The organism is Aeromonas sp. 1HA1 (genome assembly GCF_029237385.1).
GTDB lineage: Bacteria > Pseudomonadota > Gammaproteobacteria > Enterobacterales > Aeromonadaceae > Aeromonas > Aeromonas popoffii.
On the sequence record NZ_JAACGC010000036.1, the window covers coordinates 19,485 to 42,623 of the forward strand.

The following is a 23,139-nucleotide window of genomic DNA, read 5'->3' on the forward strand; positions in this document are numbered from 1 at the left end:
GCGGAAATCGGAGTGCTCATCTCTATATCCATCTGTCACTGTGGTCCCTTATGCCAGCGCCTGAGCCAGAAGGTGGATGGGGTGTTCGCAGCGAAACGCCGTGCTCATCTCGATCTGCCACTTGCAGGTCTCACAGTCGGTGATGACCAGATCAGGCTTGAGGCGGTTTATCTGATCAAATAACCCTTCACCTATGGCCTGGCTGGTCTCGTAGTTCTCCGACTTGAAGCCGTAGGTGCCGGCGATGCCGCAGCACTGGGACTCCAGTACTGTCACCTTGACCCCGGGAATGGCGCGCAGCAATTCGAGTGTATAGATGACGCCGCCCATCTTCTCCATGTGGCAAGGGGTATGGTAGGCGATGTGCAGGTCCAGCGGCTTCATGGCCGGTTTGTTGCCCTTGTAGAACTCGTTCCACAGGAAGCGGGTCACCAGCGAGATGCGATCGCGCACCTTGTGGTTGTCCTGCTCCAGCAGGTGGGGGTATTCATCGCGCAGGGTGAAGCCGCAGGTGGAGGAGGTGGCCAAGAGCGGCATCTCGTTGCCGAGCAGAGTGTTCTCCAGCTGCTTGATGTTGAAGGCCGCCTGCTGCTTGGCCTTGTCCATGAAGCCGTTGGCAATCAGCGGCACACCGCAGCACTTCTCCCGCTCCAGCAGTTGCATGCCTATGTTCATGGCGTTGAGCACTTGCACCAGCTCCTTGCCAAGCTGCGGGTGGTTGTAGTTGACGTAGCAGCCGTGGAAATAGGCTATCTGGCGCTCATATTGGGCCTGGCTGGCTTTCTGCTTCTTGTACCAGCCGCGGAAGGTGCCTTGCGAATACTTGGGCAGGTCACGGTGGGAGGAGACGCCCAGCGCCTTGTCCAGTACCAGCTTCATGGGCTTGAGCCCGGTGGTGAAGTTGACCACGGGCGCCATCAGGGTGGACATGCCGCCCATCAGATCGGTGTGGGAGAGCACGAATTCGCGGATCCCGGGTTTGAAGCCGCTGTACTTGTGTTTGGCCTTGGCGATGATGTCGCCGATGCGCACCCCGCTCGGGCAGGCCACTTCACAGCGCTTGCAGTTGGTGCAGTACTTGAGGGCGCTGTCGAACAGCTCAGGGCTCTTGATGCGCAGCCGCTCCCCATCCGGGCCCGCCTGTTTCGGGCCGGGGTAGGCGGGATTGGCCTTGGCCACCGGGCAGTAGGCGGTGCAGACGGTGCATTTGATGCACTGATCGAAAGTTTGGTTGGCGTGATCCAGTAGCATGATTTACTCCTCCCGGGCCGGATTGAAAGCGCAAGGGACGCGGCAATGGGGTTGTCGAGCGGGCAGCGAACGGCCCGCAGTCAGGAAATGCAGGGTTGGCATCTCACACCCCTGCCAGAATATGGCAGGCGGCCTGCCAGCCGGTGGCAACGGCGACACCGGAGCCGGAGCCCTCTTTAATGGGGTCGTAATGGGCCAATACACTGCCAGCACCATAGAGGTTGGTGAGCGGCTTGCCGCCGCGCATTACCCGCAGCGTGTCATCCGTCTTGACCCCGAAGCCCATGAAGGGGTGGTGGTCGAACAGGCGGCGACCGGCCCAGGCGTCACGCTCCTCCAGACTCAGCACATCGGCATTGAAGATAGGCTCGCGAATGCCACGCAGCCGGGATTCGAGGCCGCGACTGAAGAAGCTGCCGGAGGCGAGCACGAAGTTGTCCGCCTCGAACAGTTGGTCATCGCCATTCTGGCTGTGTACGCCTATGACACTGTCCCCCTCATAGCGGGCGCCCAGCACCCGTTCGCTGGTGAGGAAGGTGCCGCCAAGGGCCAGGAAGCGGCGCTTGAGGGCCTCTTGCATCCGCATGCCGATGAGTGATGGCGGCATGGTCGCCACCTCCTTGATGGTGCAGCCGGTGCGTTTTTCCAGCTCCGCCAGACGGGGGCCGACCAGCCCCAGCGACAGGCAGGCGGGCAATACAACATGGCGGCAACCGGGATCGCTGCTCTCGTGCACCATGCGGCAGATCTCGCGAGCCAGATCTGCCAGCAGATCGGGCTGGTCGCAATTTTGTTTGTCAAACAGGCGGGCTATGTCAGCAGAGCGAAACTCGTGGGGATTGCGGCTGAATTCGGCAAGCTGGGGCAGGCGAATTTCGCCCGTCATGATGTGGCAGTGGGCGAAGCGTGGATGGGTCGCCAGGTTGGCGGCCGCGAGCGCCGGGTGAAAGTCGCGAAACCCTTCCAGGGTAGCGAGCAAGATGGCATCAGGGGCCGGTGCATCTGTCAGGCAGGCGCAGGTGTGGGGCGACAGCCAGGTGGATTTCAGGGTGCCTATGGGGGTCAGCCGCTGGTGGTTGGTCTCCTGGCGAAACAGGGGCAGCCCCTGCTCGTGGCAGTGGCGCTGCAGATCGGCGAGGCTTGCCTCTATGTTGGTCAGGCCTACTTTGCTGTAAGGGTGATCCGGATGCTCGGCCATGAAGGCGGGCAGGGCGGTGCGGGGATCGCCCTCGCTCTCCAGCAGATCGATGGAGCCTGAGGAGAAGTGCAAGGCACTCTGGCCAGAGGCCATCAGCAGCGTCTTCTGACCCGCTTCGGCGAGGCGCAGCGCCGCCGAGAGGCCCGCCATGCCGCCACCTATCACGATACTGTCAAATTTCATGACTGCACTCCTTGAGCCAATGGGGCCTGGCTGTGGTCTTCTGTCTTGGTCAGGGGGTCGAGAGGAAAGGGGGGCTCGGCCACCAGATGGGGCGCCGTCCACTCTCCCAGACCAAACAGTCCTTCGTAGATCCAGTAGGTAAACTCGGCTTCACGCAGGGCATCGCCCCACAGCACAGGGCGGGTGCCCTTGTAACGCTCTTCCAGGAACTGGCGCAGCATGACGCAGGCCTGACGGCCATCGGCCTTGCCATACTCCTGCATCAGGCCGGCGGCGCGATAGGCGCACAGTTCACCCTGACAGGGGCCCATGCCCAGACGGGTGCGGCGGCGCAGGTCGATGAGGTTGTCCACGTCCAGCTCGCGCAGGGCATATTCGATTTCGCCCGCGGTGACCATTTCGCACTCGCAGATGAGGGCATTGGCCTTGGGATTGTCACGGAAGAAGGCGATGACCCGCTCGCCGTGGCGGTATTGGGCGGAGCCTTCGACCGGCACCGACAGACCGGGTGCGGAAACCTTCTCCGGATCCCGTGAGCCGGGCAGGCTGAGTTCGGCAGTGCGGCACGGCTTGGTGTTGCCTAGCTTCTTGGCGATGAGGTCGGTGGCCCACTCGGCCATCAGCCGATAGGTCATCAGCTTGCCGCCGGTGATGGTGTTGAAGCCCTTGAGGCCGTCGCGATCGCTGTGATCGAGCAGGACTATGCCGCGGCTGATGTTGCGGCCGGTCTCGTCGCCATCCACCGCCACCAGGGGGCGAACCCCGGCGTAGGCGCGCAGCAGACGGGTGCGCGCCATGATGGGGGCAAGTTTAATCCCCTCGCGCAGCAGCACTTCCACCTCCTCAGGATCCACGGTGAGCTGGTCAATCTTGTGGTAGTCGATGCGGCTGGAGGTGGTACCGATGAGGGAGATGGTATCGCCCGGCACCAGAATGTCCGCATCCGCCGGTTTGCGGGCGCGGTTGAGCACCATCTGGTTGATGCGGTAATCCATGATGAGCAGCGAACCCTTGGCCGGGAACATGCGGATGCCGAGATCGGCGTACTCGCAGATCTGCTGGCCCCAGATCCCGGCGGCATTGATCACCTCCTGACACTCCACCTCGAACGCCTCGCCAGTGCGGGTGTTGATGGCCTTGACGCCATGGACCCGATCCTGGGTGCGGATCAGCCCCAGCACCTTGCTGTGGGTGAAGATGCGCGCGCCGTGTTCTTTGGCATCCAGCACGTTGGCGGCGGCGAGGCGGAAGGGATCGACAGTGCCGTCCGGCACTTGAATGGCGCCGATCAGCGCCGGATTAACGTTGGGCTCGAGGCGCAGCGCATCAGACGGATCCATCTGGCGTGCATCAATGCCCGCCAGAGCGCAGGCATTCATGAAGGTATTTTGAAAATTGATGTCATCTTCCGGCAGGGTGACGAAGAGACCGCCCGTCTCCTCGACGCAATGGCTGGCGATCCGCTTGAGGATGCGGTTCTCCTGAATGCACTCGCGGGCGGATTCCGGATCCGTCACCGCGTAGCGGGCACCCGAGTGGAGCAGGCCGTGGTTGCGGCCGGTGGTGCCGGCGGCGATGTCATCCCGTTCCAGCAGGATGCAGTCGATGCCGCGCAGTGCGCAATCGCGCATGATGCCGGCTCCGGTGGCGCCACCCCCTATGATGACGACTTGTGTGGTTATTCTTTTCATTCTTGACCGTCTCATCTCTTCCAGATGACGCCAGTGTGGCGCCTCTCGGGCCGAAAATGTTTGATATGGGCCAAATTAATGCTCGTAAACGCTCATTCTGGTGCGAAATAATGAGCAAATCGTGATTCTTGTCACACTCCCGTATTAAAAGAGAAGGGGCCACCAGGGCCCCCTCTGCATGAGTTAGCCGCCACTCAACCGCAGCATTTCTTGAACTTCTTGCCGCTGCCACAGGGGCAAGGGTCGTTGCGACCAGCCTGCAGTGGTGCCGGATCCTGCTCGCCATCTGTGTAGACCCAGCGTCCCTGATGGCGCACGAAGCGGGAACGCTCATGCAGACAGTGGCGCTCATCCCCCTCCTTGAACCAGGCTTTGAACTCCACCACGCCGGTTTTGTCCGAAGGGCCGCCTTGGGCGGCGAGGATCTCCAGCCCGTCCCAGCGGGTGTCGGTGTGGGAGAGTTGATCAGCCGTCAATCCCCCCAGATGATCAGGGTGCCAGCTGTGCACCAGATAGTCGCCCAGTCCCAGCACGAAGGCGCTGTAACGGGAGCGCATCAGCTGCTCCGGGGTCTGCGCCTCGGCCCCCTGGTGCAGTGATCCACAGCACAGTTCGAAAGAAAGAGTTGAACCGCAAGGACATTTTTTCATATGTCAGCCCATCAGGGTCGATAGAGGAGGTGCGGGGATTGTAGCGAAAGCGGGTCCCTGCCGACCAGCGCCCTATACTGGCTAGGTAGGAACGAAACACCAATAAAGACAGCTGTAAGGATGTGAAAGATGACGCTAAAGCAGAAAATTTTGTTGCTGGGAGCGATCCCCGTGCTCCTGATGGCTCTGGTGGTCAACCTCAGCAACTACATGATGTTCAAGAGTGATTTGGAAGCCGATCTGGTGGTGGCGCGGGAGAATGCGATCCAGGATCGCAAGGCATTGCTCAGCAGCTACCTGATGCTCGCCAAGACTGCCGTCAACAGGATCTATAACCAGCCAGACTCCCCGGAAGCGCGCAAGCAGGTCACCGAGATCCTGCGACCATTGCGCTATAGCAGCGATGGCTATTTTTTCATCTATGACTTTCAGGGCAATACCGTATTGCTGCCGACCCGCCCCGAGATGGAGGGTCAAAACCGCTGGCAGGACAAGGATGCCAAGGGCAAGCTTTTGATCCAGGAGATCATCAAGGCGGCGCGCCAGGGGGATGGCTTCTCCGAGTACTGGACCGCCAAGCCCTCCATCGGGCGGGATGTGCCCAAGCTCTCCTTCAACCTGGTGCTCGACAAGTATCAGTGGGTCATCGGCACGGGTTTTTACATCGATGACATCGACAACGAGCTGGCGGCGCTGCGCGCCGAGCGTGAGAGCAACATGCACAACTCCTTGCAAAGCAGCGTGCTGTTGATCCTGGTGATCCTGGGAATAACCCTGGCAGTGACAGTGCTGATCGGCAATCGGGTCACCCGACCGCTGGCGGATGCGGTATCGGCCCTCAATGACATCGCCGACGGGGAGGGGGATTTGACCCAGCGCCTCAAGGTGCAGAGTCATGACGAGATTGGCCAGCTGGCCACCGCCTTCAACCGCTTCGTCGAGCGGATCCAGTCGGTGGTGAGTCAGGTGGGGGAGACCAGCAATCATCTCTTCAGTGCGGTGGAGAAGCTGCACCACCTGAGCGAGCACTATGACCATCAGATGCACGGCCACAGCCGGGAGACGGATCAGGTGGTCACCGCCGTGACCGAGATGAGCTCCACCGCTCAGGAAGTGGCGGCCAGCGCCTCCAACGCAGCCACTGCTACCAGCGACGCGGCGCGCGAATCCGATGCCGCCCGTGGGGTGGTGGATTCCGCCATCAACAGCATCAACCGACTGGTGGACGAGGTGCATACCGCCTCCGGCGTTATCGAGCAGCTGGCGCACGAGACCGGCAAGATAGGCTCTGTGGTTGAGGTCATTCGCGGCATTGCCGAACAGACCAACCTGCTGGCACTCAACGCCGCCATCGAAGCGGCTCGGGCGGGCGAGCAAGGGCGCGGATTTGCGGTAGTGGCGGACGAGGTGCGCTCCCTGGCGGGCCGTACCCAGCAGAGCACCAAGGAGATCAACGAGATGCTGCAGCGGTTGCAAAGCGGTGTCAAACAGGCGGTAGACGTGATGCAGGCCAGCGAGGAGCGCAGCCAGGAGACGGTACAGGAGGCGAGCCATATCGCCACCTCACTCGACAGCATGGTGATGGCGGTCAGCACCATCAATGATATGAACATACAGATAGCGACGGCGGCCGAGGAGCAACATGCGGTCTCCGAGGAGATCAACAAGAACCTGGTGGCCATACAGCAGATCGTCAGCGAGCTGACCGATGCGGCTGTGGCGTCCAACAGTACCACCCGCGACCTGGCCAGCACGGGTGACAAATTGCGCAAACTTGTCTCCCAATTCCGCTACTGATCGCATTTTTGCCGTCTGGACGTGATTTCCAGACGGCAAATTTGGGGATTGGCGGAGAATGTGGGAAAATTGTCACCATCCGCTCTTTTCGTTAACCCATATCCTATGAATGAGATCGTGAAAGGCAGTATCGATTTGATCCGTCAGCTCAACTATGGTCTGGTCTACGCCAGCCTGGAGGAGCACAAGGAGCTGTCCCGTACCGATCTGTCCCGTTTGACCGGCCTCTCTCCGGCCAGCATCACCAAGATCACCCGTGAACTGCTCGATGGCGGTCTGGTGGTGACCTGTGGCGAGAGCTCGGTGGGCCGTGGTCGCCGTCAGACCCTGCTGCGCATCAACGAGCGTCGCTTCCAGTTTCTCTCCATGCGGCTTGGCCGTGGCTATGTGGACATGGCCTTGTTCGATCTGGCCGGTCGCTCCCTCGCCCGTCATCGTCACACCTTCAGCGAGGCTGAGCGTGCCGACCTGCTGGTCAGCCTGGTGCGCGCCATCCAGGGTTTCCTGCCAAAGAAAGCGCTGCGCCTTGCCTGTATTGCACTGTGCCTGCCGGGGCAGGTGGAGCGCCACTCCGGCATGGTCAAGCACTTCCCCTTTTATGATCTGCGTAACTGGCCGCTTGGCCCCACCCTGCAACAGGCGTTCGAGGTACCCGTGCTGGTCAGTGGCGACGTGCGCACCTGGATCCAGGCCGAGCGCGAGTGGGGGGCCGCCAAAAACTGCGCCGATGCGGTGCTGGTGTTCGTGCACAACGACATAGGTGTCGGCATGGTGGTCAATGGCCAGCTCATCGAGAGCGAGTCGGCCCTGCTCGGCGATCTCAGCCACCTGCAGCTCGAGCCCTATGGCCAGCGTTGCTACTGCGGTGGCTTTGGCTGCGCCTGTACCCTGGTGACCAATCAGGCACTGGAGGCGCAATACCGGGAGCTGCGCGAGCGCATGCAGGAGCATGATCTGCCCGAGAGCGTTACCATCCGCGAGCTGTGCGAGCTGGCGCTGGCGGGCAACAGCCTGTGCCAGGACATATTGCATCAGGCGGCCGGTCGTCTCTCACGGGTGCTCTCCAACCTCATCTGCCTGCTCAATCCGGGCAAGCTGCTGCTGGGGGGGGAAATAACCCGCGCCGATCGGCTGCTGTTCCCCATGCTGCACCAGTCTCTGGCCAGCCAGTTGCCGGCTGAATACCTGGTACGGCTGCAAATCGAGTCTACCCACTTTTACGAAGATCCCACCAAGCCCACCTCGGTGCAGGTGCACAAGGTCCTGCGCGACGGCAGCCTGCTGCTCGACCTGTTGCGAGGTGACAAGGAGGCATGAGACTCGGGTTGCAAGGACGCTTCCTGCTGATGCTCTGTCTGGTCAGTCTGCTGCAACTGGTGCTGCTGAGCGGGGCCAGCTACTACTACGTTTCCGAGCAGCGCTACCGCGAGGTGGGGGATCAGGCCCTCGACGTGGCGCGGCTGGTGGCTCGTGAACCCGGGATCATCGCCGGGGTGAAGCGGGGTGATACCGCCCGGCTCAACCTGCTGGTGGAGCGGATCCGCGCCGAGGTTGGCGCCAGTTACATCGTCATCGGCGACAAGGAGGCGCGGCGGCTGGTGCACCCCAATGCGGATCGCATCGGCCAGCCCATGGTCGGTGACGATCCCAAGCGAGCCCAGCAAGGGGAGGCTTACACCTCCCGGGCGGAGGGATCGCTCGGGGTTTCAGTGCGCGGCAAGGGACCGATCCGCGACGAGATGGAACAGGTCATCGGCGTGGTGTCGGTCGGTTATCTGGTGCGCGACATTGATGCGGATCTGCAGGGTTTTCTGCGCTTTGGTCTGGCGATGACTCTGATTATCGTCTTGCTCAACAGCGCCGCTGCTGCCTGGCTGGCGCGCCGCTACAAGCGGGCCCTGCTGGGGTTCGAGCCCGAGCAGATCGGGCGCCTCTATGCGGAGCTGGATTGTACCCTGCGCACGGTGCGTGAAGGGATCCTCACCATAGATGAACAGGGGCGGCTCACCTCCCTCAACCCCAATGGCATCCGGTTGCTGCGCCTCGACGAGCAGGCGGCAAGGACGGCCATAGGCCAGCCCATCACCCGCTTGTTGCCGGAGAGCCGCATGCTCTCCCTCATTCAGGATCCCCGTCCCCAGTTTGATGAAGAGATAGTGCTCAACGGTCAGCAGCTCATCGTCAACCGGCTGCCGCTGGTGCGGGACGGCAAGTTGATCGGCGCCGTGTCGAGCTTTCGGCGCAAGGATGAGCTGGCCGAGCTCAGTGCTCAGCTCTCCCAGGTGCAGGCCTACAGCGACTTGCTGCGGGTACAGACCCACGAACACAACAACCAGCTCGGCACCATTGCCGGCCTGATCGAGCTTGGTGCCACCCAGGAGGCGCTCGCCTTCATCGGGCGGGAGGCCGCTACCGAGCAGACCCTGCTCAGCTTCCTGATGGGAGCCATCGCCAAACCCAAGGTGGCAGGGCTGCTGCTTGGCAAGTATCACAGGGCTCATGAGCTGGGGTTGGTGCTGGAGGTCGACGCGGAGGCTCATCTGCACGACATTCCCCTTCGTGTCAGCGGTTCCCAGCTGGTGACAGTGTTGGGCAATCTCATCGACAATGCCTTCGAGGCCACCCGTCGCCACGGCGCGCCTTATCAGCCGATCCGGGTCTCGTTGAGCGATCTCGGCCAGGATCTCATTCTGGAGGTGGAAGACGGGGCGGGCGGCATAGATCCCGCCCTGGCGGACAGGTTGTTCGAGCGCGGCGTCAGCAGCAAGGTCGAGCCCGGTCACGGCATCGGCCTCTCTCTGGTGCGCAAGACCCTGGATGCCCTGCAGGGGACCATCACCATCGAAGCCACGGCGCAGGGAAGTTGCGTCGTCTGTTACATTCCCAAGGAGGTGTGAGTGATCAAGATCCTGATCGTCGAAGATGATCCGGCCATCGCCGAGATCCACCGTCGCTTCGTGCAGCGGCTGGCGGGCTTCGAGGTGCTGGGGGTGGCGCTCACCCTGTTCGATGCCCGAGAGCAGATAGCCATCCTCCAACCCGATCTGGTGCTGCTGGATGTGTGGCTGCCGGATGGTGAAGGCTTTTCCCTCTTGCGCGAACTGCGCCAGGCGGGGGCCTGCCTGGATGTGATCTTGCTCACTGCTGCGCGGGAGGCGAGCGCCCTGCAGGAGGCGATGCGGCTCGGGGTGGTGGACTTTATCCTCAAACCCGTGGTGTTCGAGCGGCTACGCGATACCCTCGACAACTATTGCCAGAGCCGCGCCGCCCTGGCGGCCCTTGCCGATATCGATCAGCAGGCGGTGGATGCCCTGTTCGGTACACCGCTGCAGCAGGTGGCGGCCGGTGGCCTGCCCAAGGGAATAGACGCGCTCACCCTGCAACGGGTACTGGCGGCATTGACCAGTGTCGGGGCCAGCGCCGAGGAGATAGGCAACCGGGTGGGGGTGAGCCGTACCACGGCGCGCCGCTATCTGGAGTTTCTGGTGGGTCAGCAGCTGGCAAGCCCGGAGCTGGAATATGGCTCTGTGGGCCGGCCGGAGCGGCGCTATCAGTCAATACAGAAGCGCTAACACGGATGCGCCAGCACCAAGCTGCCAGTCGCGATATGCTGGCAGCATGGGAATTTCCCCATAAAAAGAGCGCCTTTCGGCGCTCTTTTGCTTCATGAAAACCCTGGGTTCAGGTCGGATCGGATTGCAGACTGGCAGCCGGAGCACGACGGGCCTGCCACCACTGCCAGACTGGCAACAGCAGCATCACCAGAGTCACCAGCGTGAAGCCGAGGGTAATGGGTCGCTCCCACAGGAAGCTCAGTGAGCCGTCGTTGATCACCAGGGCCCGGCGCAGGTTATCCTCCAGCATGCCCCCCAGAATGAACCCGAGCAGCATGGGGGCCATGGGGAAGTCCAGCAGGCGCAGGCCGATGGCGATCAGCGCTACCAGTACCATCACATAGATGTCCATGGTGTTGAAAGAGACCAGGTAGACCCCGATCAGCGAGAACAGCAATACCATGGGAATGAGCACGGGGCGCGGCACCTGCAGTATCTTGGCCAGATAGGGAATGAGCGGCAGGTTGAGGATCAGCAGCACCACGTTGCCCAGATACATGGAGATGATCACCGACCAGAACACCTCCGGGTGCTCCATGAACAGGCGCGGGCCCGGCTGAATACCGTAGGCGATGAGTGCCCCCAGCATCAGCGCCGTGGTGCCCGAGCCCGGGATCCCCAGGGTCAGCAGGGGCACGAAGGCGCCACTGGAGGCGGCGTTGTTGGCCGCCTCCGGTGCGGCTATACCGGTCAGGCTGCCCTTGCCGAACTCCTCCTGCCTGCGCTTGCTGGCGAAGTTGCGTTCGGCGCCATAGGCCATGAAGGAGGCGATGGTGGCGCCAGCGCCCGGCAGCACACCGATAAGAAAGCCCAGCACCGAGGAGCGCGCTATGGGCGGCGCTATCTCTTTTACCTCGGCCTTGCTCAGCTTGAGGGAGCCGAGTTGCTGGATCTTGTTCACCTCCTCCTTGCTGGTGTCTTTGCCCGGGCGCAATACCGTCATCAGGATCTCCTCCAGGGCGAAGGTGGCCATGGCCAGCAACAGGAAGGAGAAGCCATCGCGCAAGTCCGGCAGGCCGAAGGTGAATCTGTCCACCCCGACGCTGCGGTCGATGCCAACAGTGGAGAGCATGATGCCGAACAGCGCCATGATCAGCGCCTTGAGCACCTGGCCCTTGCCGGCAAATGCCGCCACCGCGGAGAGCCCCAGCACCATGAGGGCGAAGTAGTCTGCTGACTGGAAGGAGAGGGAGACCTTGGCGAGCAGGGGGGCCGCCACCATCAGGAAGATGGCTGACAGGGTGCCGCCGGTGAAAGAGGCGTAGGCGGCGATGGCCAGCGCCTTGCCCGCCTGTCCCTTGCAGGCCAGCGGATAGCCGTCGATGGCGGTGATCATGCTGGCCGAGCAGCCCGGGGTGTTGATCAGGATGGAGGAGGTGGATCCCCCAAACATGGAGCCGTAGTAGACCCCGGCCATCAAGATGATGCCGGAGGCCGGATCCAGCCCGTAGGTGATGGGGATCATCAGAGCGATGGCGGTGACCGGCCCGAGGCCCGGCAGCATGCCGATGAAGGTGCCGACGAAGCAGCCGACGATCACCATAAAGATGTTGATGGGCATCATGGCGGTGCCCAGTCCTTGCAAAATGCCGTCTAACATGGATTCTCCTTATCCCAGCAGTTGCGTGAATAGCCGACCCGGCTCGAGGTAAACGTTGAGCCCTTTGGTCAGCAGTGCCCAGAAGATGAGGGTGAAGGGCAGGCTTACCTTGCAGGCGAAGGCGAGGCTCTGCTCGCCCATCAAGCGGATCCCGCCGATGAGGAACAAGGTGGTGGCGATGACAAAGCCGAGCCAGCCGAGGGCCATCCCATAGACCAGCATCAGCAGCAGCAGGGCAAATACCAGCCGCCAGTTGCCCGTTTCGCGCTGCAGCCGCTCCCCGCCCGGAAAGCAGATCAGCAGCAGGGAGAGCAGGGCGCCGACGCCAGCCAGGGCATAGGGCAGGGTGCTGGCGGTAAAGGGTTCATATTCGTCCCCGGGGTAGCCGGGGATCAGGGTGGCGTGATAGCCGTACGCGAGGGAGAGCAGCAAAAACAGCAGCCCCCCGAATCGCTCCTTGGTCAGGTGCATGACGATGACTCCGATGGGCGGGACTGGCCCGCCACAGGTTGAGGGATCACTTGATGAAGCCGAGCTCGCGCATCAGGCCGCCAATCTGCTGCTCCTGCTGGTTGAGGAAGGCGGTGAACTCGGGACCGGACTGGTAGAGATTGGTCCAGCTGTTGCGGGCCCTGACCGTTTCCCACTCTGGCTTGTCGTACATCTGCTTGAGCAGGGCGGCGAATTCGGCGGATTTTTCGACGCTGACGGCGGGGGAGGCAAAATAGCCGCGCCAGTTGGCAAAGACAGTCGGGTTACCCTGCTCGCTGAAGGTGGGGATCTCGCTGGCATCTGGCATGCGCTCGGGTGCCGTGACACCGAGGATCCGCATCTGGCCGGATTTGACCGCCTCCATCGCCTCGCCAAAGCCGGTGGAGAGCACCTGGGTTTCCCCTGACAGCACCGCTGCCATGGCGCTGCCGCCGGCGTCATAGGCCACGTAACGCAGCTTGCTGGCATCCGCCCCTGCATTCTTGAAGGTCATGGCCGCCACCAGGTGATCCAGGCTGCCACGGGCGGAGCCGCCGGCTATCTTCACCTTGGCGGGGTTGGCCTCATAGGCTGCCAGCAGCTGGGGCCAGTTCTGGTAGGGGGAGTCCAGCGGCACGGCCAGCGCCTGATAATCGGCAATGATGGCGGCGACCGGGGTGAGATCCCTAAAGGATTGAGGTAGCTCCTTGGAGAGGGATTTGACGATGATGGGGGTGGAGTTGACCATCAGCGTCTTGTTGGACTGGGCCGAGGTCTCGATCAGGTGGGCGATGGCCTTGGCGCCGCCACCGGCCGAGATGTTCTGATAGGAGGCGGTGGTGATGAGGCCGGACTTGGTTAGCGCCTCGCCCGTGCCCCGGGCCGTATTGTCCCAGCCACCGCCGGCACCACCCGGGATCAGGAAATGAATCTCATCTATCTTGGCCTGCACGCCGAGGCTGGCGCCAAGCAGACAGCAGAGCAGGGTGCGCTTGAGGGTTCCTTGCAACATGGTGTACTCCTTATGATTGTTGCAAAGAGGTTAATTAATCGTATCTGGTTGGAGAACAATCTGACCGTAATGGCTATTAAGGCTGTTGTGGTCATTGTGTTCATTCTGGTCATGGCGGTATGAGAGGCTTCGTCTGGTTAGGCCGGGTGAGAAGCAGCGCTGTGGGTCGACGTTGCGTGCAGGTGATGGGGGGGAAATGAAGAAGGGAGCCAATATGGCTCCCTTCTTGTTGTGGTGCGATCCGGTGCTAGAACCAGAAGCCGATGATGAAGGAGCCCGCCAGGGTCAGCATGACGTTGGCCACCGCATAGGTGCCGGCATAGCCGAGAGCAGGGATGGAGCTGTTGGCCGCCTCGTTGACCACATCCATCGCCGGGGCACAGGTGCGGGCGCCCGTGATGGCTCCCAGCAGCAGGGCCGGGTTCATCTTCAGCACCCAAATCCCGAACAGGTAGCCCACCAGCACAGGCAGCGTGGTCACCAGCATGCCAGAGAAGAGCACCACCATACCCACCTCACTGAGGTGATCGAGGATGCCGCCACCGGCTTTCAGACCCGTACTCACCATAAAGACGGCGAGTCCCAGATCCTTGGCCAGGCGCAGGGCGCCCGGCGGCACATAGCCGACCGTGGGGTGGTTGGCTCTCAGGTAGCCCATCAGGATCCCCGCCAGCAGCAGGCCGACGGCGTTGCCCAGACCAAACTCGAGCTGACCGAACACCAGGGAGACGGAACCGATCAGCAGACCCAGCACAAAGAAGGTGGTGAAGGCCACCAGATCCGTGGTCTGGCTGTGGATGCTGATGAAGCCTATCTTGTTGGCCAGCAGCTTGACCCGCTGCTTCTCGCCACTGATCTGCAGCACGTCGCCCTTTTGCAGCATGATGTTGCGATCGAACGGCATCTCGATCTGGGAGCGCACCACCCGGTTGAGGAAGCAGCCCTTCTCGGTGAGGTTGAGCTCCACCAGATGGCGGCCCACCACAGCATCGTTTTTCACCACTATCTCTTCGGTGACTATTTGCAGGTCAAGCAGGTTGCGGTCGAACACCTCCTTGCCGTTGCGATAGTTGACGTCAAGCTTCTCGTGGCTCTCGGGATAACCGACCAGGGCGATCTCGTCCCCCTCCTGGATGACGGCGTCACCATCCGGGCTTGCCAGTATGCCGTTGCGACGGATCCGCTCCACATAGCAACCTGTGTGGGGATAGATGCCGGTTTCACGCAGGGTGCGTCCCCCGATCCAGGCTGCCAGTTCGGGGCCGACCCGGTAGGCGCGGATGATGGGCAGATAGGTCTTGCGGCTCTCGCTGTCGGAAAGCCCCCGCTCGCGGGCTATCTTCTGGGCCTCGGTGTTGAGGTCCAGCCGCGCCAGGGAGGGGAGGTAGCGCACCACCAGCATCAGCCCCACCAGGCCCACCAGATAGGTCAGGGCATAGCCGATCCCCATGTTGTCGAGCACGGGTTGCATGTCGGTGCCGTGGGGCAGGTTGAGCAGGCCGCTGCGCAGGGCATCCTGTGCCCCCACCAGGGCCGGGGTCGAGGTGAGTGAACCGGCCAATATACCTGCCGCCATGCCTGGCCCCAGGTTGAAGAACTTGGCCAGTCCCACCGTCAACAGCAATGCCGTCAGCAGGATCACCAGGGTGAGGGTGATGTAGTGGATGCCATCGCGCAGGAAGACACTGAAGAAGTGCGGTCCCGCCTCTATGCCCACGCAGAAGATGAACAGCATGAAGCCGACGTTCTCCGTGGTGGCGGTGAACTCGAAGCCCATCTGGCCGAACTGCAGGGCGGTAAACAGGACGCCTATGGTGTTGCCAATCTGGAAATTACCGACTCTGACTTTGCCTAGTAGCAGGCCGAAGGCCAGTACCACGAACAGCAGCAGGGAGTCGCTTTGATGTAGCAGTGTCACGAAATCTATGGTCATGCCCGGAAAAACCGAGGAAAAAAGTGGGGCCGATATTGTGCCGGATCCCTCACCAATAAAGAAGTGTCAAAGGGGGATTAATCGGCAGTAAAGCGTCCCGCTGCTGCCATGGTCGAGGGAAACCTCGGGGCTGGCAGGAAAATAACCTCTATTTTCGTCTGTTTGCCCCGCTGTCAATGAGTGATTCCTGCTATCTGCGCTCCCGGCCCGTACAACCCGCTTGAAAATTTATTACCTGCTGTTTGGCGGCCAGGTTTCGCATTTTTTCAGCATATCTGACTGGGGGCCATGGACCGAAATGGAAACCAGTATTGGGGGGCGGGAGGGGGGATGACCCATGGTGCACGGGATGGCGAAAAGATATCTGGAAAAAGTATCTGATCAGTGGCCTTTTGACCCATTTGAAGTGGCGCTCAAAAACAGCAGAAAGTGGGGATCGCAAAAGAAATGGGCCGTCGCCGGTGGCGATGGCCTGCGAAGCTAGGCCGTGACTGGCTTTGGCTGACTTACCCACAGAATCTGTGGATAACCCTGTTCATGAAACTTGGTGATCAGCCTGCAGGCCGCGCCAATACTGGGGTGCAAGGGCTGTTCAAAAAATACCTGAAGAAAAATGTTTCTATAAAAATCAAATAGTTAAGTGTGACAGAACAAAACGCTGTCGAGCCAGGAGAGGAAACAAAGAGAGGTTGTAACCGCAGGGCGCGGCTTGTGCATTAAAATTGGCAGAGGAAAGTACTAAAGTGGATAACTTGCACCGAGATGGTGAGGAATTGGCTCCCCCGACTGGACTTGAACCAGTGACATACGGATTAACAGTCCGCCGTTCTACCGACTGAACTACGGGGGAACATCAGGCAAGGAGGGGCACTATACAGAGCTCGCTTTTCGAGGTCAATAGCCGCTTTGGCAGGAGAGTGGATACCCAGGTTACCCCAACTCGGAGTACACTTCTGCCTTGCTGTTTTTTGTCGGGAGTCGTCATGAGCAAGTTATTCCAGTTGGCCAGCCAGTTTGAACCTGCGGGAGATCAGCCAGAGGCGATCGCCCGCCTGCTCGATGGCATCGAGTCCGGCCTCGCCCACCAGACCCTGCTCGGGGTGACTGGCTCGGGCAAGACCTTCACCATGGCCAACGTGATCGCGACCCTCAACCGCCCCACCATGATACTGGCCCCCAACAAGACGCTGGCGGCCCAGCTCTATGGCGAGATGAAAGAGTTTTTCCCCGAGAATTCGGTGGAGTATTTCGTCTCCTACTACGACTACTACCAGCCCGAGGCCTATGTGCCGACCACGGACACCTTCATCGAGAAGGATGCCTCCATCAACGATCACATAGAACAGATGCGGCTGTCGGCCACCAAGGCCCTGCTGGAGCGGCGGGACGTGATCATCGTTGCGTCTGTGTCGGCCATCTATGGTCTGGGGGATCCTCAGGCCTACCTCAGCATGATGCTGCACCTCAAAGTCGGGGACGTGATCAATCAGCGGGACATACTGCGCCGTCTTGCCGAGCTGCAATACACCCGCAACGACATGGCGTTTCAGCGTGGCACCTTCCGGGTGCGTGGCGAGGTGATAGACATCTACCCCGCCGAATCGGACAAGCTGGCGCTGCGGGTGGAGCTGTTTGACGAAGAGGTGGAGCGGCTCTCCCAGTTTGATCCCCTGACCGGCGCCATCGAGCAAACGGTCGTGCGCTACACCATCTACCCCAAGACCCACTACGCCACCCCGCGCGAGACCATTTTGGGTGCCATCGAGCACATCAAAGTGGAGTTGAAGGGCCGTCGGGAGCAGCTGTTGTCGCTCAACAAGCTGGTGGAGGAGCAGCGCATCAGCCAGCGCACCCAGTTCGACATGGAGATGATGCAGGAGCTGGGCTACTGCTCCGGCATCGAGAACTACAGCCGTTACCTCTCTGGCCGCGCGCCGGGGGAGCCGCCGCCCACCCTGTTTGACTACCTGCCGGGGGATGGCCTGCTCATCATCGACGAGTCCCACGTGACCGTGCCGCAGATCGGCGCCATGTTCAAAGGGGACAGATCCCGCAAGGAGACGCTAGTGGAGTACGGCTTCCGGCTGCCCTCGGCGCTCGACAACCGACCGCTGAAGTTCGATGAGTTCGAATCGCTGATGCCGCAGACCGTGTTTGTGTCGGCTACTCCGGGCCCCTACGAGCTGGACAAGTCCGGTGGCGACGTGGTGCAGCAGGTGGTGCGTCCCACCGGCTTGCTCGATCCCGAGATCGAGGTGCGCCCTGTCACCACCCAGGTGGACGATCTGCTCTCCGAGATCCGGCTGCGTGTCGCGGTGGAGGAGCGGGTGCTGGTGACCACGCTCACCAAGCGGATGTCGGAGGACTTGACCGAATATCTGGCGGAGCACGACGTCAAGGTGCGCTACCTGCACTCCGATATCGATACTGTCGAGCGGGTGGAGATCATCCGCGATCTGCGCCTCGGCAAGTTCGACGTGCTGGTGGGCATCAACCTGTTGCGCGAAGGGCTCGACATGCCGGAGGTCTCCCTGGTGGCCATTCTGGATGCGGACAAGGAGGGCTTCCTGCGCTCCACCCGATCGCTGATCCAGACCATAGGCCGCGCCGCCCGCAACCTCAACGGCAAGGTCATTCTTTATGGGGATACCATCACCAACTCCATGAGGGTGGCCATCGAGGAGACAGAGCGCCGCCGCACTCTGCAGCACGCCCACAACCTTGAACACGGCATCACCCCCAAGGGGCTCAACAAGTCGGTGGGGGACGTGATGGACATGGGGGGGAGCCGCAGCGCGGGCAAAGCGGGGAGGGGAGGACGCAAGGCCGCCGAGCCGCAAGGGGAATACCATGCCCGTTCTGCCAGCGAGATCGCCAAAGAGATCAAGCGGATGGAAGAACAGATGTTCCAGCATGCGCGGGATCTGGAGTTCGAACAGGCGGCCGCGCTGCGAGACCAGATCCAGCGGCTGCGCCACGAGTTGATCGAAAGTTAATGGGCAAACGCTGGCTCATCTGGCGGCGTGTGCGTCGCCTCTATCTGGGCTTTCGCCACCCGGCCACGCCCTGATGGGCCAGGGGGCTGGTGATCCTCATCTTGCTTTATGGCATCAGCCCGGTGGATCTCATCCCCGATGTGGTGCCCCTGTTCGGTTGGCTCGATGATGTGACGCTGCTGCTGGTGTTGCTATGGGGCTGGGAGAAATGCCTGCCAGCGCACGTTAGCGCGGCACTGGATGAGCGTGACTGAACCACGGTTGGCCTGACTGGTGTCGAGAAGATGCATTTCCTCTTTGATGGTATTGTCATGACGAAGATAGCGTCGTATGGGTTTCGTTTAACCGGGATAAAAAGAGGATTGTGGGAAGATTGTGGCTCGGAATGCATTGGCGTAGACTCCACGCCGTTCACTTTATGGGTATGAGAAAATGGATCTGATCCTGTTTGCGATTGATTTTATTCTGCATGTTGATGTGCATTTGAAAGAGCTGTTTGAAAACTATGGTATCTGGGTTTACGCCATTCTGTTTTTGATCATCTTCTGCGAGACAGGGCTGGTCGTCACCCCCTTCCTGCCGGGTGACTCCCTGCTGTTTGCTGCCGGTGCGCTCACCGTCGGCAGCGTGCTGGACGTGCACACCCTGGCCGCCGTGCTGATCATCGCCGCCGTGCTGGGCAACGTGGTCAACTACACCATAGGTCACTTCTTCGGGGAGCAGCTGTTCCGCAATCCCGACTCCAAGATCTTCCGTCGCGACTATCTGGACAAGACCCACGCCTTCTATGCCAAGCATGGCGGCAAGACCATCATCATCACCCGCTTCCTGCCGATCGTGCGTACCTTTGCTCCCTTCGTGGCGGGCATGGGCGCCATGACCTATCCGCGCTTCCTAGTGTTCAACCTGGTGGGCGGCCTGCTGTGGGTGCTCTCGTTTGTCTACGCCGGCCACTTCTTTGGCAATCTGCCTGTGGTACGTCAGAACTTTACCCTGTTGATCTTCGGCATCATCGGCATCTCGCTGCTGCCCATGGTGATTGGCATGGTGAAAGCCAGGATGAACGCCAGCAAGACGGCACCCTGATCCACATATTGTATGGGTGAGAGATCAGCATGAGAAAAGGGGAGCCAAAGGCGCAATGCCGATAAGTGAAGGGTCCATTGACCGCTCCTGCTGAGGTGTGAAAATCCGAAACGTGTTGATTGGTTTCGGATTTTTTATGCGTATCACACAGGCTCCCGACTTTCTTCACGCCAGCCAGGCTGCCCAGCTTGGGTCGCTCTTCCACCTCATTCCCCCACGCTCATCACTACCCTGCTTGGCGAAGAGGACGTCACGACCAGAAGAGAGCGACCTTACCCCCGCGGCGTGAAGCCAAGACCACCGCAGTACAGTGTGAAAAAGGCCAATAAAAACAATGCCAGTCAGGCTTAACTGACTGGCATTACGACCCAGTGTCGCGCTTTTTGTTGAGCGGCGTTACGCCTTACCAGCGGTAGGTCTTGAGCAACTGTTCCAGCTTCTGGCACTGCTCCACCAGCTGGATGCTGGCGAGGTTGGCGGCGTGCGCCTGACCCAGGGTGTCGTTGGAGGTGTTGCGAATGTCGCTCACCGAGCTGTCCACCTCGCTGCAGACCCTGTCCTGCTCCTCGGCAGATTGCGCCATCTGGGCGTTGAGATCGTTGATGCTGGCGATGCGACCTATGATGTTTTGCATGGCGGCCAGGGTTTCCTCGGTCTTGTGGATGCTCTGGTCCGCCTTGGATTTTGCATCCCCGATCACCGCAACGGCGCTCTGGGCCTCTTTCTGTAGTGCCGCGATCATCTGGGAGATCTGCTCGCTGGCGGCGCGGCTGCGGCTGGAGAGGGCGCGTACCTCGTCGGCCACCACCGCAAAACCGCGACCCTGCTCGCCGGCGCGGGCCGCCTCTATGGCGGCGTTGAGGGCCAGCAGGTTGGTCTGATCCGCAATCCCCTTGATCACTTCCAGCACGCCATCGACGGCCAGGCAGCGATTGTCGAGTTGCTGGATCACCCGATCGACCCGCGCAATCTCGGCGGACATCTCGCCCATGTCAGTGATGGAGTGCTGGGCGAGGCGACTGGTGTTGGCCGCATCCTGGTTGGTGAGGGCGGAGAGCTCGGCACTGTGACGGGCGTGCTCTCGCACCTCGTGGGAGCTGGCGGCCAGTTCGCTGACGGCGGCGGCGACCTGGGTGGTCATGTGTTCCTGCTGGCGGGCCGAGCCTTCGGTCTGGGTCGCGACCTGCCTGATCTGGTTTGACTCCTGATAGAGCTGCTGAGTCGCGTGCTCCACCTCCTGCAAGCTGTGGCGAAACCCCTGCACCATGTCGCTGACGGCGCGGGTCATCTGGCCCAGCTCATCCCGGCTCGGGTTGAGCAGGGGGAGGGAGAGATCCCGCTCCTTGGCCATGCGAGTCATGGTCAGTTGCAGGTGGCGCACCGGTCGCTTGATGTAGCGCTGCAGCACCCAGCCAAGCAGGCCGAAACCGAGCCCGAACACCGCCACCAGGCTGCCGCTCAGGATCAGGTTGTTGTGGCGAATTTCGCTGAACGTGTGGCTGAGGTCGTAACTGATCCGCACCGCCCCCATGACGGTACCTTCCGGCACCTGATGGCAGGTGGTGCACTGGGTGCCGCGGTACTCCTTGTTCGCCTTGAAGGGCTTGACCAGGGTGAGCCGGTTGCCCTGCTGCTCGAGTATGGTCTCCCCTTGCGCGATGGCGCGCTGGTCCCAGCTATCCTCTGCCTGCTGATCCGGATGACCGGGTCCGAACAAGTCAGTCACGGCGGGGGCGCGGATCAGGCGAGCCTCGACGATCCCCGCCTCGCTCTTGAGCTTGGTCTGCACGATTTGTCGGTTGGCGATGGCCCCCGTCATCATCATGACGTTGAGCTGATCCATGTAGGTGTTGGCGGCGCTCTCGACCTTTTCACCGGCCAGCCGGATAGCGAGATCCCGTTGCAGCCAGGCGGAGAGTTCGAAGCTGAGGGCGAAGGTACAGCCGATTACCAGGGTGAGGGGGAGGAAGATTTTCCAGTTTAATGACAGATTTTGCATCGTTTGCAGGGTCCATGCGCAGGTGGGCGAGCGTCAATGCCGGGCGACTCTCCTCACGCTCGCTCGTCAGTGCGGGGGAGATGGTTCTCTATCGGCACACACTACCCCATCTTGAGTAAATTATCTGTTAACTGGATCCATGATGGAGGTTAAAGATGGGTAGCAAAGCTGGGTTGTCTGAGTGTGGTTTGATCCAGCACAAATTTGGCATAAATTGATAGTGGTTATCATTTGCATTATTTCCATGTGGTAACCCAGCCAGTGATGACATTACACCTGACCCCGACCATGACCGGACTCGACACGCCGGATCCCCTCCAATTTGCCTTCGGTGCCAAAACCTCGGCCCATGCCAGTCGGGGTGGCATTCGCCCCTTCACCCTAGACCCTGGCGGCTGGCAAGCCTGGTGGCAGCAAGAGAGCGAGGCGGGGGAGCGGGCGCTCTACATCCATATTCCGTTTTGCCGCAAGCGCTGCAGCTTTTGCAATTTCTTCGAAAATGGCGCCAATCCGGCGCGTATGAGCCGTTACATGACGGCTCTGTGCGACAGCCTGAAGCAGGCGGCGGATACCCCCTTTGGGCAGAGCCAGCCCTGCTCTGCCGTCTATGTGGGGGGCGGCACACCGACTGACATGGCGGTCGAGGATCTGGCGCGATTGGCCAGGGCTATCCAGGGTTTTCCGCTGACCGCAGATGCCGAGGTGACCCTGGAGGGGCGCCTCAATGGCTTTGATGATGCCAAGTGGCAGGCCGCGCTGGCGGGTGGCTTCAACCGTTTCTCGTTCGGGGTGCAGAGCTTTGACACCCGGGTGCGCCAACAGGCGGCCCGCTTGGATGACAGGCAGACCCTGCTGGCCCGTCTGGCCGAGCTGACCCGGGATGATGCCGCTGTGATAGTGGCGGATCTCATCTTTGGCCTGCCGGGGCAGGATGATGCGGTGTGGCGCCAGGATATCGCAGACGTGATGGCTTGCGGGGTACAGGGCGTGGATCTCTATCAGTTGATCGCCATGGCGGGTACCAATCTGGCGCGGGCACAGGAGAAGGGGTCGCTGGGCTGGGCAGCCGATGGTCAGCAGCGGGCCGGCATGTATGCCTATGGCGCCCAGACGCTGGAGCAGGGCGGCTGGCAGCGACTCTCCTGCAGCCACTGGCGGCGCGGCGACGCCGAGCGGAGCCGCTACAACCAGATGGCCAAGCGCGGCGCCGAGATCCTCCCCTTCGGGGCGGGGGCCGGAGGCAGCGTGCACGGCCACGGCCTCATGTATGGCCGGGATCTGACCCTCTGGCACGAGGCGCTGGCCAGAAAGCAACGGGCACCCGGCATGGTGATGGGAAAGAACCCCAATGCTCTCATGGACGGCCTGCTGCGCGGTGCCCTCGACAGCGGCTGGCTGATGCTGGCTCGTCTGCCTGCGTCGCTGCGGGCCCACCTGCTGCCGCTGTTTGAGGCCTGGCAGCGGCACGGGTTGGTGACGCTCACGCCGGGGCAGCTTGAACTGACCCTGGCGGGGCGTTTCTGGCACGTCAATCGTAAGCGCCGTTAAATCGACCTACTTGCCTTTACCGTATTGCGCCACTTTTTTTGCAATCGGCTCCAGCGGGACGTTCCATGGCAGCAGGGCTTCGAGCTTTTCCAGGGTATCGGCCTCGCCAA

At 61.3% G+C, this 23,139-nt stretch carries 16 protein-coding genes, 1 tRNA gene and 1 pseudogene; 8 read left to right on the top strand and 10 right to left on the bottom strand.

Translation table 11 applies throughout. From position 1 onward, the window contains the following. Positions 1 to 48 precede the first annotated feature (48 nt). The 4 genes from glpC to GWQ22_RS12525 all read right to left on the bottom strand — a co-directional run bounded on the left by glpC (position 49) and on the right by GWQ22_RS12525 (position 4,973). Entirely contained in the window at positions 49 to 1,251 is a 1,203-nt protein-coding gene (gene glpC / locus GWQ22_RS12510) for an anaerobic glycerol-3-phosphate dehydrogenase subunit GlpC (RefSeq protein ID WP_042034214.1), read from the bottom strand. Positions 1,252 to 1,354: 103 nt separating this feature from the next. Next, entirely contained in the window at positions 1,355 to 2,632 is a 1,278-nt protein-coding gene (glpB, locus tag GWQ22_RS12515; protein ID WP_275930497.1) for a glycerol-3-phosphate dehydrogenase subunit GlpB, read from the bottom strand. After that, positions 2,629 to 4,323, bottom strand: a complete 1,695-nt coding sequence (gene glpA, locus GWQ22_RS12520; protein WP_275930498.1) for an anaerobic glycerol-3-phosphate dehydrogenase subunit A — start codon at positions 4,321 to 4,323, stop codon at positions 2,629 to 2,631. The genes glpB and glpA overlap by 4 nt, the downstream gene beginning before the upstream one ends. Before the next feature lie 194 nt (positions 4,324 to 4,517). Then, positions 4,518 to 4,973 (bottom strand): YchJ family protein, encoded by a 456-nt coding sequence (locus GWQ22_RS12525; protein ID WP_275930499.1) that lies wholly within the window; start codon positions 4,971 to 4,973, stop codon positions 4,518 to 4,520. A 129-nt stretch (positions 4,974 to 5,102) separates the two neighbouring features. Between GWQ22_RS12525 and GWQ22_RS12530 the strand changes: the two genes are divergently transcribed. The 4 genes from GWQ22_RS12530 (at position 5,103) to GWQ22_RS12545 (ending at position 10,342) form a co-directional block, all read left to right on the top strand. Then, positions 5,103 to 6,770: a methyl-accepting chemotaxis protein gene (locus GWQ22_RS12530; protein ID WP_275930500.1), complete on the top strand. Its 1,668-nt coding sequence runs from the start codon at positions 5,103 to 5,105 to the stop codon at positions 6,768 to 6,770. Positions 6,771 to 6,875: 105 nt separating this feature from the next. Next, positions 6,876 to 8,087 carry an ROK family transcriptional regulator gene (locus tag GWQ22_RS12535; RefSeq protein ID WP_042034221.1) on the top strand — a complete coding sequence of 404 codons (1,212 nt, stop codon included), beginning with the start codon at positions 6,876 to 6,878 and terminating at the stop codon, positions 8,085 to 8,087. Further along, positions 8,084 to 9,667, top strand: coding sequence for a sensor histidine kinase (locus GWQ22_RS12540; protein ID WP_042034222.1), 1,584 nt, complete (start codon positions 8,084 to 8,086; stop codon positions 9,665 to 9,667). The genes GWQ22_RS12535 and GWQ22_RS12540 overlap by 4 nt, the downstream gene beginning before the upstream one ends. After that, positions 9,668 to 10,342, top strand: a complete 675-nt coding sequence (locus GWQ22_RS12545) for a response regulator (protein WP_275930501.1) — start codon at positions 9,668 to 9,670, stop codon at positions 10,340 to 10,342. 109 nt (positions 10,343 to 10,451) lie between these two features. Here GWQ22_RS12545 and GWQ22_RS12550 read toward each other — a convergent pair whose 3' ends face one another. The 5 genes from GWQ22_RS12550 to GWQ22_RS12570 form a co-directional block, all read right to left on the bottom strand. After that, positions 10,452 to 11,984: a tripartite tricarboxylate transporter permease gene (locus tag GWQ22_RS12550; protein ID WP_275930502.1), complete on the bottom strand. Its 1,533-nt coding sequence runs from the start codon at positions 11,982 to 11,984 to the stop codon at positions 10,452 to 10,454. A 9-nt stretch (positions 11,985 to 11,993) separates the two neighbouring features. Next, positions 11,994 to 12,455, bottom strand: coding sequence for a tripartite tricarboxylate transporter TctB family protein (locus GWQ22_RS12555; protein WP_042034227.1), 462 nt, complete (start codon positions 12,453 to 12,455; stop codon positions 11,994 to 11,996). A 46-nt stretch (positions 12,456 to 12,501) separates the two neighbouring features. Next, positions 12,502 to 13,467, bottom strand: a complete 966-nt coding sequence (locus tag GWQ22_RS12560; protein WP_275930503.1) for a tripartite tricarboxylate transporter substrate-binding protein — start codon at positions 13,465 to 13,467, stop codon at positions 12,502 to 12,504. 247 nt (positions 13,468 to 13,714) lie between these two features. Next, the gene (locus tag GWQ22_RS12565; RefSeq protein ID WP_275930504.1) at positions 13,715 to 15,400 is read right to left on the bottom strand and encodes an aspartate:alanine antiporter; all 1,686 of its coding nucleotides are present in this window, start codon (positions 15,398 to 15,400) and stop codon (positions 13,715 to 13,717) included. A gap of 774 nt (positions 15,401 to 16,174) precedes the next feature. After that, positions 16,175 to 16,250: transfer RNA gene (locus GWQ22_RS12570), tRNA-Asn, on the bottom strand. A 133-nt stretch (positions 16,251 to 16,383) separates the two neighbouring features. On the opposite strand from GWQ22_RS12570, the gene uvrB reads away from it, so the two are divergent. From uvrB to GWQ22_RS12585, 3 genes and pseudogenes are all read left to right on the top strand, one after another. Next, entirely contained in the window at positions 16,384 to 18,396 is a 2,013-nt protein-coding gene (gene uvrB / locus GWQ22_RS12575; RefSeq protein WP_275930505.1) for an excinuclease ABC subunit UvrB, read from the top strand. Continuing rightward, positions 18,396 to 18,650 (top strand): annotated as a pseudogene (locus GWQ22_RS12580) (DUF1232 domain-containing protein). The gene uvrB and the pseudogene GWQ22_RS12580 overlap by 1 nt, the downstream one beginning before the upstream one ends. 178 nt (positions 18,651 to 18,828) lie before the next feature. Then, positions 18,829 to 19,482 (top strand): DedA family protein, encoded by a 654-nt coding sequence (locus GWQ22_RS12585; protein WP_108537191.1) that lies wholly within the window; start codon positions 18,829 to 18,831, stop codon positions 19,480 to 19,482. A 403-nt stretch (positions 19,483 to 19,885) separates the two neighbouring features. Here the strand turns inward: GWQ22_RS12585 and GWQ22_RS12590 are convergent, their stop codons facing one another. Continuing rightward, positions 19,886 to 21,481 carry a methyl-accepting chemotaxis protein gene (locus GWQ22_RS12590; RefSeq protein WP_275930506.1) on the bottom strand — a complete coding sequence of 532 codons (1,596 nt, stop codon included), beginning with the start codon at positions 21,479 to 21,481 and terminating at the stop codon, positions 19,886 to 19,888. Positions 21,482 to 21,745: 264 nt separating this feature from the next. On the opposite strand from GWQ22_RS12590, the gene hutW reads away from it, so the two are divergent. Continuing rightward, positions 21,746 to 23,029 (top strand): heme anaerobic degradation radical SAM methyltransferase ChuW/HutW, encoded by a 1,284-nt coding sequence (gene hutW / locus GWQ22_RS12595; protein WP_275930507.1) that lies wholly within the window; start codon positions 21,746 to 21,748, stop codon positions 23,027 to 23,029. Positions 23,030 to 23,139 lie beyond the last annotated feature (110 nt).